Origin of the sequence: Promicromonospora sp. NPDC060271 (assembly GCF_042726755.1) — a bacterium.
Lineage (GTDB): Bacteria > Actinomycetota > Actinomycetes > Actinomycetales > Cellulomonadaceae > Promicromonospora.
The window spans coordinates 1-11,248 of record NZ_JBHXBG010000172.1; the positions used below are offsets into that span (position 1 = coordinate 1).

Below are 11,248 nucleotides of genomic sequence, written 5' to 3' on the forward strand. Positions count from 1 at the left end.
GTGTTGCACAGCGTGGACAATGTCTACGCAGAGCAACACACCCCGTAGACGTGTAGTCGCCCCGCCAGGTCTCGACAGGCTCGACCGGCGGTGATCGTGTCTCGGCCGCCCGGGATTGCGCGCCTCAGTGGAGCTGGGCCTCGATCAGCGCGTCTTCCTCGTCCTCGGCCGTCCGGCGCCGCTCGCGGGCCGGCCTGCGCGCCCGCACCCCCGCGCCGTCCGCCGCCTCGCCGGTGGCCAGCAGCAGGTCACCCGCCGACACGGACTCGCCGCGCAGCGCCCCCCGCTCCCGGCGCCACAGCAGCACGTACCCGCTGATCGCGCCGATCGCGAAGATGCACCACTGGAACGCGTACGACAGGTGCGACCCCGGGTCGGTGTCCGGCTTGGGCAGGGCGGCCAGCCCGGTCCGCGGGGCAGGCTCCTCGGCCCGCAGCGCGCCGTACGCGCCAACGGTGCGGCCCTCGGCCCAGGCCGCGCCGTCCGGCCCCGCCGCGAGCACCTGCTGGGTCGAGATCGCCTGCACCTGCCCGGGGGGCGCGTCCCGGTCGGAGGCGGGCTCGTCGGCCCGCAGCGACGCCACGACGGTCACGGTGCCGGACGGCGGCGCGGGTACGGCGTCGGGCCGGGACCCGTCGGCGCCGAGCGGCACGAAGCCGCGGTCGATCACGATGACGACGTCCTGCCCGCCGACCCGCGTCTCGAACGGCACCAGCACGTGGTACCCGCCCTGGCCGCCGACGGGCCGGTTGCGCAGCAGCACCGTCGCGTCGGTGACGTACTCGCCCGTCAGCTCCACCCGCTGCCAGACCTCGTCCTTCGGCACGACGGCGCCCGGCCCGGCCAGGACCTCGCCCACCGGCACCACCGGCGCCGACCAGTTGGCGTTCACGAGGTCGATCTCGGCGTTGCGCGACTCTGCGCGGTCCCACTGCCAGCGGCCGGCCACGAGGCACAGGGCGGCCAGGACCACGGCGGCCACCGCCAGGATCACCCACTGGCGCGTCGTGCGCGGGCCGCGGGACTCGTCGCCCCGGGCGCTCGCGGCGCCGTCGTTCACGACACCCGGTCCAGCTCCGCCACGGCCACCGTCTGCTTCCAGAAGGACCGCGACGCGAGGAACTGCTCGAGGTGCTCACGGTGCTCGTCGCACGCGAGCCAGACCTTGCGGCGCTCGGGCGTGTGCAGCTTGGGGTTGTTCCACAGCAGGCCCCACGCCGCCTGCTCGCGGCAGCCCTTGGCGCTGCAGACGAGCTCGCCGTCTGGCACGGGGTCGGGTGCGGGGCCGGAGAGGCCGAGGAGGTCCATCAGCAGTTCCCTCAGTCGTCCACGTGGTCGATGACGCGCCCGGCGCCGGGCGCACCCGGGGTGGGCGCACCAGGGGCCCACGGTACGTCGGGCGCGGCGTCGGACAGCTCGGTGAGCGCAGGAGCGGCCGCGGGCGTCACGGGCGAGGTGCCGTGCGTGACCTGGTCCCGCCCGGAGTTCGCGATGAGCACCGCTGAGTACGGCAGCACCACGGCGGCGGCGACGAGTGCCCAGCGGACCCAGCCGTCCACCAGCACCGCGCCGATGATGCACACCACGCGGATGGACATCTGGATCAGATAGCTGCGCGTGCGGCGTGCCTGGTCCACCGCCAGCGGCTCGGGGGCCGAGGTGATGGACGGGACCGGCTCGCTCATCTGGTCAGTCTACGTCCGCGACGTGCCCGTCAGACACGCCGTCGGACGTCCGCACGCGCGGCGTTGCTCACACGTTGTTGTAGAAAACCGACAAGGACCTGTGGATCCCTGTGGGCCTGCCGCGCGCGGCGCCCGTCCGACGCGCGGGGTAGCGTCGCAACGGACCCGGATCGAGCCAGGTACCGGCCGCCGCCCCAGCCTCGCGCGGCCTCATGCGGACTTGCACCATCACAGCATCGAGGAGTTCAGGTGACCACCACGCCCGAGACACAGAGCATCGCCGCAGGTCCCACCGGCCGGGTAGTCGTCGTGACGGGCGCCGCGCGCGGCATCGGCCGCGCGATCGCCGAGCGTTTCGTCGCCGACGGGGACCGCGTCGCCACCATCTACCGCGGCGGCGACCTGCCCAAGGGCGTGGAGGCCTATGTGGCCGACGTCACCGACTCCGCGGCCGTCGACGCCGCGTTCACCGCCATCGAGAAGGACATGGGGCCCGTCGAGGTGCTCGTGGCCAACGCCGGCGTCACCAAGGACCAGCTCCTGATGCGCATGAGCGACGAGGAGTTCGAGTCAGTGCTCGACGTGAACCTCACCGGGACCTTCCGCTGCGTGCGCCGCGCGTCGAAGGGCATGATCAGGGCCCGCAAGGGCCGCATCGTGCTGATCGGCTCGATCGTCGGCATGTCCGGCGGTCCCGGCCAGGTCAACTACTCGTCGTCCAAGGCCGCACTGGTGGGCATGGCGCGCTCGATCACGCGTGAGCTCGGCGCGCGCGGCATCACGGCCAACGTCGTCGCGCCGGGTTACGTCGAGACGGACATGACCGCCGCCCTGTCCGAGGACGTGCGCACGAGCTACCTCAAGACGATCCCCGCCGGGCGCTTCGCCTCGCCGGACGAGATCGCGTCGGTCGTGTCGTTCATCGCGTCCGACGCCGCCGGCTATGTCTCCGGCGCGGTCATCCCCGTCGACGGTGGCCTCGGGATGGGGCACTGACCCGTACTCTGGCGCCGCGGCCTGCGGTTTTGCCCGAACATATCCACCACTTCTGCCATGCCGCACGGCGCGGAGTTTCGTTCCACGCCGCAACTCGCACTACGCTCGCACCCAGCGCAGGGGTTGCTTCGGCACGCCTGCGCCCGATCGGAAGGACAACATGGGTCTCCTCGAAGGTAAGAAGCTGCTCGTCACGGGCGTGCTGACGGACTCGTCGATCGCATTCCACGCAGCCCGGCTCGCTCAGGACGAGGGCGCCGAGGTGATTCTCTCGTCCTTCGGGCGGCAGATGAAGCTCACGCAAGCCTTCTCGAAGCGGCTGCCGGTCGAGGCACCGGTGGTCGAGCTGGACGCGACCAGCCAGGAGAACCTCGACGCGCTGGCCGACGCCGTGCGCGCGGAGGGCTTCGACAGGCTGGACGGCGTCGTGCACTCGATCGGGTTCGCGCCGCAGTCCGTCATGGGCGGCAACTTCCTCACGGGCACCTGGGAGGACGTCGCCACAGCGCTGCACGTCTCCACGTTCTCGTACAAGTCGATCGCCGTCGCGGCCCAGCCGCTCATGACCGACGGCGGCGCCGTCGTCGGCCTGACGTTCGACGCGCAGTTCGCCTGGCCCGTCTACGACTGGATGGGCGTGGCCAAGGCCGGCCTGGAGTCCGCGAACCGCTACCTGGCGCGCGACCTCGGCCCTGAGGGAATCCGCTGCAACCTCGTCTCGGCAGGGCCCATCCGTACCACCGCCGCCAAGTCCATCCCGGGCTTCGCGACGATGGAGGACGCGTGGCCGACCCGAGCCCCGCTCGGCTGGGACCAGACCACCGCGGAGCCCGCGGCACGCGCCGTGTGCGCGCTGCTGTCCGACTGGTTCCCGGCGACCACCGGCGAGATCGTGCACGTCGACGGCGGCGTGCACGCCATGGGCCAATAGATGGGCAGGAGGCACTGATGGGCAGAGCGTCGGGCACGGAGCTGACCACTTCGCCGGTGCGGCGACTGGTACTGCTCCGGCACGCGAAGGCGGAGCCGCCGTCGGAACTTCCCGACGAGCAGCGGCCGCTCGCGCTGCGTGGCCGCGACCAGGCGGCGAAGGTCGGTGCGGCGTTGGTCGCGTCCGGCCTCGTGCCCGACGCCGTCCTCGTCTCCGGGGCACTGCGCACCCGGCAGACGTGGGACCTCGCGCGCAAGCACCTGGGGGAGCCGCCGGTGGCGTACACCGACGAGCTGCTGGGAGCGATGCCGCGCGGCGTCCTCGCGCTCGTGCGCGAGCTCGACCCCGCCAGCCGGACCGTGCTCGTGATCGGTCACGAGCCCGCGATGGCGGGCACCGCCGAGCTGCTGGCCGGCCCGGGCTCGGAGGACGGCGCGCTGGCGCAGGTCCGCGTCGGCGTCCCGACGGCGACGTACTCCGTCCTGGAGGCCGACGCCCCCTGGGCGGACTGGGACCGCAAGCTGGCCCGCCTGACAGAGGTAACCCGCCCCGCCTGACCTCGTTGAGTGCGTGATATTTGCCCCTTTTAGTGTGCCAGGAGGGCAAATATCACGCACTCAACGTGCTAGAGCAGGGTGAGGACGGCGTCCAGGCGGTTCTCGATCGAGTGGGGGGCCTGTTCTCGTACGACCGGCTTGGCGTTGAAGGCCACGCCTACGCCCGCGATCTCGATCATGCCGAGGTCGTTCGCCCCGTCGCCGACGGCGACCGTGTGCTCCAGCGGGATGTCCAGGGCGGCGGCCCACTCGCGCAGCGTCGCGGCCTTGGCCGCGCGGTCGATGACGGGGCCGACGGTGCGCCCGGTCAGCACGCCGTCCGCGACCTCCAGGCGGTTGGCGCGCAGCAGCGTGATCCCGAGCTCCTGCGCGACCGGCTCGACGATCTCCGCGAAACCGCCTGACACCAGCCCGAACGCCCAGCCGCGCGCCTGGCACTCGGCCACGAGCTCGCGCGCGCCCGGCGTCAGCTCGACGGCGGCGCGCACCTTGTCCAGCGCCGCGACGGGCACGCCGGCGAGGGTCGCGACGCGCTCGCGCAGGGACGCCGCGAAGTCCAGCTCGCCCCGCATCGCGCGCTCGGTCACCGCCGCGACCTCGTCCCGCGTGCCCGCATGCTCGGCGATGAGCTCGATGACCTCCTGGCGGAAGAAGGTCGAGTCCACGTCGGTCACGATGAGTCGCTTCACGGGCACCAGTGTGCCGGACCCCTCGGGTTCAGCGGCCTCGGTGAACACGTGCTGAGACCTGTCAGACCCCGCCGGACGTGTCAGACCCACAGGTCACTCGGGTGATCCGTACGTCTGACACGGCCGGTGGGGCCTGACAGGTGAGCGGGTCAGTCGACGACCGTGCCCTTCGGGACCACCGTCAGGCCCGACTCCGTGACCGTGAAGCCCCGCGCGCGGTCCTCGTCGTGGTCCACGCCGATCCGGGCCCGCTCGTTGACGATCACGTTCTTGTCGACGATCGCCCGGTGCACGTGCGCGTACCGGTGCACCTGGACGTCGTCCATCAGCACCGAGTTCGACACGTTCGAGTACGAGTGCAGGTGCACGCCCGGCGAGAGCACCGACCCAGCGGCCTGCGCACCCGAGATCAGCACGCCCGGCGAGACGATCGACTCCGCCGCGTGCCCCATCCGGCCCGGCCCGGCGTGCACGAACTTCGCCGGCGGCAGGCCGGTGTAGCCCGTGTACAGCGGCCAGTCGTAGTTGTAGAGGTTGAAGATCGGGTGCACGGCGATGAGGTCGATGTTGGCCTCGTAGTACGAGTCGATGGTCCCGACGTCGCGCCAGTAGCCGCGGTCCCGGTCGGTCGAGCCGGGCACGTCGTTGCGGATGAAGTCGTACACGGCGGCCTCGCCCTGCGCGACGAACGCCGGGATGATGTCGCCGCCCATGTCGTGCCGCGAGTCCGGGTTCGCCGCGTCCTTCGTGACGGCCTCGACCAGCGCGTCGGCGTCGAACACGTAGTTGCCCATCGAGGCGAGGATCTCGCCGGGGGAGTCGGGCAGGCCCGTCGGGCTGGTCGGCTTCTCCAGGAACTCGCGGATCTTCGTGGGGTCGCCCGGGTCGACGTCGATGACGCCGAACTGGTCGGCCATGCCGATCGGCTGCCGGATCGCGGCGACCGACGCCCGCGCGCCCGACTCGATGTGCGCGTCCACCATCTGGGAGAAGTCCATGCGGTAGACGTGGTCGGCGCCGACCACGACCACGATGTCGGGCCGCTCGTCGTCGATGATGTTGAGGCACTGGTAGATCGCGTCGGCGCTGCCGAGATACCAGTGCTTGCCCACGCGCTGCTGCGCGGGGACGGGCGCGACGAAGTTGCCCAGCAGGGGCGACATGCGCCACGTCTTGGAGATGTGCCGGTCCAGGGAGTGTGACTTGTACTGCGTCAGCACGACGACGTGCAGGTAACGCGAGTTGACGATGTTCGAGAGAGCGAAATCCACCAGACGGTAGATGCCGCCGAAGGGCACTGCGGGTTTGGCGCGGGCGGCGGTCAGCGGCATCAGCCGCTTTCCCTCGCCGCCGGCGAGGACGATCGCAAGGACACGTGGGGCGGAAGCCATACGGGTGACATTAAGCCCTTTTGCGCGGGTCCGTCAGATGGCACGCTGAGACTTGGCGCACGCTAGGTTGGCAGGATGTCCGACGTCGCTGCCGCCCCAGGCTTCGCCCCCCGTTCCGTTCCCGCCCCGGGCCCCGCGCCCCGCACCGCGCAGCGGCCCGCCGACAGCCTCCGCGTCGACCTGCTGACCCGCGAGTTCCCGCCGCACGTCTATGGCGGTGCCGGCGTCCACGTGGCCGAGCTCGCCGCGGTGCTCGCGCAGCACGCCGACGTGCGGGTGCGCTGCTTCGACGGCCCGCGCGACGCCGCGACCGAGGCGTCCGGCGTCACCGGGTACGTGACCCCGAAGGCGCTCGCGGGCGCGAACGCGGCGCTCGCCACGCTGGGCACGGACCTCGTCATGGCCGACGACGTCGCCGGCGCCGACCTCGTCCACTCCCACACCTGGTACGCCAACATGGCCGGCCACCTCGGCGGGCTGCTGCACGGCGTGCCCCACGTGGTCACCGCACACTCCCTGGAGCCGCTGCGCCCCTGGAAGGCCGAGCAGCTCGGCGGCGGGTACGCCCTCTCGTCGTGGGCCGAGCGCACCGCGTACCTGGGTGCGGCCGGCGTCATCGCGGTCTCGGCGGGCATGCGGGCCGACATCCTGCGCGTCTACCCGGAGCTCGACCCGGAGCGCGTCCACGTGGTGCACAACGGCATCGACCTGTCGGGCTGGCGCCGCCCCGCCGCCGACGACGCCGCCGCGCAGGCCACGGCACGCCGCTACGGGATCGACCCCGACCGGCCGGCGGTCGTGTTCGTCGGCCGGATCACCCGGCAGAAGGGCCTGCCGTACCTGCTGCGGGCCGCCGCCGAGCTGCCCCCTGAGGTGCAGCTCGTGCTGTGCGCCGGCGCGCCGGACACGCCGGAGATCATGGCCGAGGTGCTGCGCCTGGTCGACCACCTGCGCGAGTCCCGGACCGGCGTCGTCTGGATCGAGGAGATGCTGCCGCGGCCCGACCTGATCGCGGTCCTGGCGGCCTGCACCGTCTTCGTCTGCCCGAGCGTCTACGAGCCGCTCGGCATCGTGAACCTCGAGGCCATGGCCGTTGGCCTGCCGGTGGTCGGCACGGCGACGGGCGGCATCCCCGAGGTGGTCGACGACGGCGTCACCGGCCTGCTGGTCCCCATCGACCAGGCCGACGACGGGACGGGCACCCCGCTCGACCCCGGCCGCTTCGTCGCCGACCTCGCGACGGCGCTCACCCGGGTGGCGACCGACCCCGAGGGCGCGGCGGCGATGGGGGCCGCCGGGCGCCGTCGGGCCGAGGAGCACTTCACCTGGTCGGCGATCGGCGAGCGCACCATGGAGGTCTACCGGCAGGTGCTCGGGCGGGCCTGATCGGCTGACCGCGGCGGGGTGGTCAGCGGACCTCGCCGTAGGTCGCCGCGCTCATCGCGTGGCGGGCGGTGCGGTCGACCTCGCGCAGCGCCGTGGAGCGCTGGTCGACCTGGAAGACGTTCACCGCGCCGCCGTCGTCCATCGTGCCGAGGGCCACGATGGCGCGCAGGCGGGTGGCCAGGTCAAGCACCCGGGCACGCCGCCCGTCCAGGTGCGGCACCGGCCAGGACGACGTGCTGGCGGACCGGATCCGCTCGATGGCGTCGGCGGCGTCGTCGCGCCAGCGCGCCACGTCGAGCTGGTCCAGGGCGTCCGTCGCGGTCATGAGGCTCGTGCGCAGCTCGCGCTCGGCGTCCGCGACCGAGCCGATCGTGCCGAGCACGAGCGTCGTCCACGCTGGGACCTCCAGCACCTGCCACGTCACCATGTGCCCGGGCTCGATGTGGCTGCCGAACGCCTGGACCTTCGGCACCGCCGCCCAGCTCCCGTCCGCCGTCGTGACCACCACGCACTCCCCGGCGTCCGTGGCCTCGAGGCCGGCGGCCGCCGGCACGCCCGCCGGGTCGCCGGGCGCAGGCAGCAGCGCGCAGACCTCGCGCGGCCCCGTCGTCCAGGTGGTGAAGAGCGTGTCGAGGTCGGTGCCGTCGGCAAAGCCGGGTAGCCCCTCGACGGTGTGCGGCTCGTCGTCGCCCACCACGGACTTCACAGCGTCCGAGGTGTCGCCTATGCCCTGCAGCCACAGGGCGAGCAGCACGCTCCGGGGGAGGTCCTGATCGGTGTCCACCGCAGAACTGTAAATGACTGCTCCTCGGGTATCGTCGGTGCCCATGAGCTCGGTTCTCCAACTCACGGGCGTCACCGTCCGTCGCGGCACCTCGACCATCCTCGATTCCGTGGACTGGCAGGTGAACGAGGGAGAACGGTGGATCGTGCTCGGCCCGAACGGTGCGGGCAAGACAACTCTCCTCCAGATCGTCGCGGCGCGCCTCCACCCGACGTCGGGTACGGCGAAGATCCTCGACTCGACCCTCGGCAGGGTCGACGTGTTCGAGCTCCGCCCGCGCATCGGTATCTCGAGCGCGGCGCTCGCCGAGCGCCTCCCGACGGCGGAGACGGTGCGCGACGTCGTGCTGACCGCTGCCTACGGCGTGACCGGCCGCTGGCGCGAGACCTACGACGAGCTCGACGAGCAGCGCGCGAAGGACCTGCTGGCGCTGTTCGACGTCGACCACCTCGCCGACCGCACCTACGGCACCCTGTCGGAGGGTGAGCGCAAGCGCGTGCAGATCGCCCGCGCCCTCATGACCGACCCGGAGCTGCTGCTGCTGGACGAGCCCGGCGCCGGGCTCGACCTGGGCGGCCGCGAGGAGCTCGTGGCCGCGCTCTCCGAGCTCGCGCACGACCGGCTGTCCCCGGTCCTCGTGCACGTCACGCACCACGTCGAGGAGATCCCGCCGGGCTTCACGCACCTGCTGCTGATGAAGAAGGCGGGCATCCAGGCCGCCGGGCCGATCGAGGAGGTCCTCACGGCCGACAACCTCTCGGCGGCGTTCGGGCTGCCCCTGGTCGTGGCGCACGGTGGCGGGCGCTGGCTCGCTCGCGCGGCCCGCTGACGGCACCCGATCAATGCGCGTCGCCGTCGTCGACGCTGAAATAGTCCGCGCAACAAAGAAACCAAGTTGAAACACTGGTTTTGCTACCGCAGTGTCAGTGGACCTTGGTAAAGTCCGGGCAAAGGTCCGAGGTGGCGGTAGATTCACCGCGAGGACCCGTCGGCGGAGAGGTTCCGTCGACGACCGGTCACCAGCCGGAGTGGACGCTCGGAGGGAGCACCCATGGCCTGGTTGTGGTGGGTTGGCGCAGCGCTGGTCTTCGCGTTGATCGAACTCTTGTCACTGGATTTCGTCTTCATCATGTTCGCGGGCGGCGCGCTGGCCGCAGGCGTGGCGAACGCGGCCGGTACTCCGCTGTGGGTGCAGGCGATCGTCTTCGTCGTGGCCTCCGTGGTCCTGCTCGTGACGCTGCGGCCGACGCTCATCCGGCACCTGCGCAACAGCACGCCGAAGGCGCCCACCAACGCCGAGGCGAACGTGGGGCGTACCGCGTCGGTCGTCCAGGAGGTCAGCACGGCCTCCGGCCTGATCAAGCTCAGCGGAGAGGTATGGAGCGCACGAGCCGTACCCGGCTCGCCTCTGCTGGCTGCCGGCACTAGCGTTCGTGTGGTCCAGATCGACGGCGCGACCGCCGTCGTCGAGCCGGCCTGACCGCTTGGTGCCTGGCGCCAGGCGCGACCTTCTTTGCCGCAGTGCCAGCGTGTGTCGCAGTTCAGCGTGAGCGGTCCAGCGAAGCAGTCCCAGTCAGAAGCTTGAAACAGTCCGTGCGGGCCTAGGCGCCCGCGTAAGGAGACGTCGTGGCAGCATTCGGGCAAGTCCTGCTCTATCTGATCATTGCCCTGGTCGTGATCGTCGGCATCGTCGCGGTGATCCGTGCGGTGCGGATCGTTCCTCAGTCGGTGGCGCTCGTGGTCGAGCGCCTGGGTCGGTACTCGAAGACGCTCGACCCCGGCCTGCACGTGCTGGTGCCGTTCGTCGACCGGGTCCGCGCCGGCGTCGACCTGCGTGAGCAGGTCGTGTCGTTCCCGCCCCAGCCGGTGATCACCAGCGACAACCTGGTCGTCGAGATCGACACCGTCATCTACTTCCAGGTGACGGACGCCAAGTCAGCGGTCTACGAGATCGCGAACTACATCACGGCGATCGAGCAGCTCACCGTCACGACGCTGCGTAACGTCATCGGTGCGATGGACCTGGAGCAGACGCTCACCAGCCGCGACCAGATCAACGGCCAGCTCCGCGGCGTGCTCGACGAGGCGACCGGGCGCTGGGGCATCCGCGTCAACCGCGTCGAGCTCAAGTCGATCGAGCCGCCGCCCTCGATCCAGGGCGCGATGGAGCAGCAGATGCGCGCCGAGCGCGACCGCCGTGCCGCGATCCTGACGGCCGAGGGTGTCAAGCAGTCCGCGATCCTCACGGCCGAGGGTGAGAAGCAGTCCCAGATCCTCCGCGCGGAGGGTGACGCCCAGTCGCAGATCCTGCGGGCCGAGGGTGAGTCGCGCGCGATCGTGCAGGTCTTCGACGCCATCCACCGTGGCGACGCCGACCCGAAGCTGCTGGCCTACCAGTACCTGCAGATGCTGCCGCAGATCGCGAACGGCACCTCGAACACCACCTGGGTCATCCCGACGGAGTTCACCGCGGCGCTGGGCAACATCGCCAAGGGCTTCGGCGGCACGCCCGGCATGCCGGGCATCCCGACCCCGCCCGAGGACGGCCCGTCCGGCGGTCCGAGGCCGGGCCAGCCGGCGCCGTCGGTCCTCGACAAGCCCGTGCTGCAGGACCCGAGCGAGGCCCTCGCCGAGGCGCAGCGCCAGGCCGAGGCTGCGACCGCCGACGCGACGAGCGCCGGCACCCGGTCGGGCGAGCCGTTCGACCCGACCCACGAGCGTGGGCAGCGACCGGGCGGTGGTACGACGCCGCCTCCGCCGGTGCCTCCGGCCCCGCCGGCCCCGCCGGCCGGCTGACCCACAGCGTCAAGAGCGACGAAGTAGAGCGCC

At 71.7% G+C, this 11,248-nt stretch carries 13 protein-coding genes; 7 read left to right on the forward strand and 6 right to left on the reverse strand.

Features of this window, described 5'->3' with window-relative positions:
• Window positions 1-124: 124 nt before the first annotated feature.
• The 3 genes from ACFWE2_RS21075 to ACFWE2_RS21085 are packed head-to-tail and all read right to left on the reverse strand — an operon-like array spanning window position 125 to window position 1,685.
• A complete protein-coding gene (locus tag ACFWE2_RS21075; RefSeq protein WP_377226169.1) occupies window positions 125-1,060 on the reverse strand; it encodes an SURF1 family protein in 936 nt (311 codons plus the stop codon).
• A complete protein-coding gene (locus ACFWE2_RS21080) occupies window positions 1,057-1,308 on the reverse strand; it encodes a hypothetical protein (protein ID WP_377226170.1) in 252 nt (83 codons plus the stop codon). The genes ACFWE2_RS21075 and ACFWE2_RS21080 overlap by 4 nt, the downstream gene beginning before the upstream one ends.
• A gap of 11 nt (window positions 1,309-1,319) precedes the next feature.
• On the reverse strand, window positions 1,320-1,685 hold the full coding sequence (locus ACFWE2_RS21085; protein WP_377226171.1) for a DUF3099 domain-containing protein: 366 nt from the start codon (window positions 1,683-1,685) through the stop codon (window positions 1,320-1,322).
• A 249-nt stretch (window positions 1,686-1,934) separates the two neighbouring features.
• Between ACFWE2_RS21085 and fabG the strand changes: the two genes are divergently transcribed.
• The 3 genes from fabG (at window position 1,935) to ACFWE2_RS21100 (ending at window position 4,169) form a co-directional block, all read left to right on the forward strand.
• Entirely contained in the window at window positions 1,935-2,681 is a 747-nt protein-coding gene (gene fabG, locus ACFWE2_RS21090; protein ID WP_377226172.1) for a 3-oxoacyl-ACP reductase FabG, read from the forward strand.
• Between the two features lie 160 nt (window positions 2,682-2,841).
• Window positions 2,842-3,612 (forward strand): enoyl-ACP reductase FabI, encoded by a 771-nt coding sequence (gene fabI / locus ACFWE2_RS21095; protein WP_116674918.1) that lies wholly within the window; start codon window positions 2,842-2,844, stop codon window positions 3,610-3,612.
• 17 nt (window positions 3,613-3,629) lie between these two features.
• Entirely contained in the window at window positions 3,630-4,169 is a 540-nt protein-coding gene (locus ACFWE2_RS21100) for a SixA phosphatase family protein (RefSeq protein ID WP_377226173.1), read from the forward strand.
• A 68-nt stretch (window positions 4,170-4,237) separates the two neighbouring features.
• On the opposite strand, the gene serB is transcribed toward ACFWE2_RS21100, so the two are convergent.
• The gene (gene serB, locus ACFWE2_RS21105; protein WP_377226174.1) at window positions 4,238-4,864 is read right to left on the reverse strand and encodes a phosphoserine phosphatase SerB; all 627 of its coding nucleotides are present in this window, start codon (window positions 4,862-4,864) and stop codon (window positions 4,238-4,240) included.
• A 143-nt stretch (window positions 4,865-5,007) separates the two neighbouring features.
• Window positions 5,008-6,249, reverse strand: coding sequence for a glucose-1-phosphate adenylyltransferase (glgC, locus tag ACFWE2_RS21110; RefSeq protein ID WP_377226175.1), 1,242 nt, complete (start codon window positions 6,247-6,249; stop codon window positions 5,008-5,010).
• 75 nt (window positions 6,250-6,324) lie between these two features.
• Between glgC and glgA the strand changes: the two genes are divergently transcribed.
• The gene (gene glgA / locus ACFWE2_RS21115) at window positions 6,325-7,635 is read left to right on the forward strand and encodes a glycogen synthase (RefSeq protein WP_377226176.1); all 1,311 of its coding nucleotides are present in this window, start codon (window positions 6,325-6,327) and stop codon (window positions 7,633-7,635) included.
• Window positions 7,636-7,657: 22 nt separating this feature from the next.
• Here glgA and ACFWE2_RS21120 read toward each other — a convergent pair whose 3' ends face one another.
• Window positions 7,658-8,419, reverse strand: a complete 762-nt coding sequence (locus tag ACFWE2_RS21120) for a hypothetical protein (RefSeq protein ID WP_377226177.1) — start codon at window positions 8,417-8,419, stop codon at window positions 7,658-7,660.
• Window positions 8,420-8,462: 43 nt separating this feature from the next.
• Between ACFWE2_RS21120 and ACFWE2_RS21125 the strand changes: the two genes are divergently transcribed.
• The 3 genes from ACFWE2_RS21125 (at window position 8,463) to ACFWE2_RS21135 (ending at window position 11,215) form a co-directional block, all read left to right on the forward strand.
• Window positions 8,463-9,248, forward strand: a complete 786-nt coding sequence (locus ACFWE2_RS21125) for an ABC transporter ATP-binding protein (RefSeq protein WP_377226178.1) — start codon at window positions 8,463-8,465, stop codon at window positions 9,246-9,248.
• 276 nt (window positions 9,249-9,524) lie between these two features.
• Window positions 9,525-9,899, forward strand: a complete 375-nt coding sequence (locus ACFWE2_RS21130; protein WP_377226179.1) for an NfeD family protein — start codon at window positions 9,525-9,527, stop codon at window positions 9,897-9,899.
• A 146-nt stretch (window positions 9,900-10,045) separates the two neighbouring features.
• The gene (locus tag ACFWE2_RS21135) at window positions 10,046-11,215 is read left to right on the forward strand and encodes an SPFH domain-containing protein (RefSeq protein WP_377226180.1); all 1,170 of its coding nucleotides are present in this window, start codon (window positions 10,046-10,048) and stop codon (window positions 11,213-11,215) included.
• Window positions 11,216-11,248 lie beyond the last annotated feature (33 nt).

Bases quoted from the DNA above. Each gene is read 5' to 3' on its own strand.
- fabI (WP_116674918.1), top strand. From the start codon at position 2,842: ATGGGTCTCCTCGAAGGTAAGAAGCTGCTCGTCACGGGCGTGCTGACG.
- ACFWE2_RS21080 (WP_377226170.1), bottom strand. From the start codon at position 1,308: ATGGACCTCCTCGGCCTCTCCGGCCCCGCACCCGACCCCGTGCCAGAC.
- ACFWE2_RS21100 (WP_377226173.1), top strand. From the start codon at position 3,630: ATGGGCAGAGCGTCGGGCACGGAGCTGACCACTTCGCCGGTGCGGCGA.
- glgA (WP_377226176.1), top strand. From the start codon at position 6,325: ATGTCCGACGTCGCTGCCGCCCCAGGCTTCGCCCCCCGTTCCGTTCCC.
- glgC (WP_377226175.1), bottom strand. From the start codon at position 6,249: ATGGCTTCCGCCCCACGTGTCCTTGCGATCGTCCTCGCCGGCGGCGAG.
- ACFWE2_RS21085 (WP_377226171.1), bottom strand. From the start codon at position 1,685: ATGAGCGAGCCGGTCCCGTCCATCACCTCGGCCCCCGAGCCGCTGGCG.
- ACFWE2_RS21125 (WP_377226178.1), top strand. From the start codon at position 8,463: ATGAGCTCGGTTCTCCAACTCACGGGCGTCACCGTCCGTCGCGGCACC.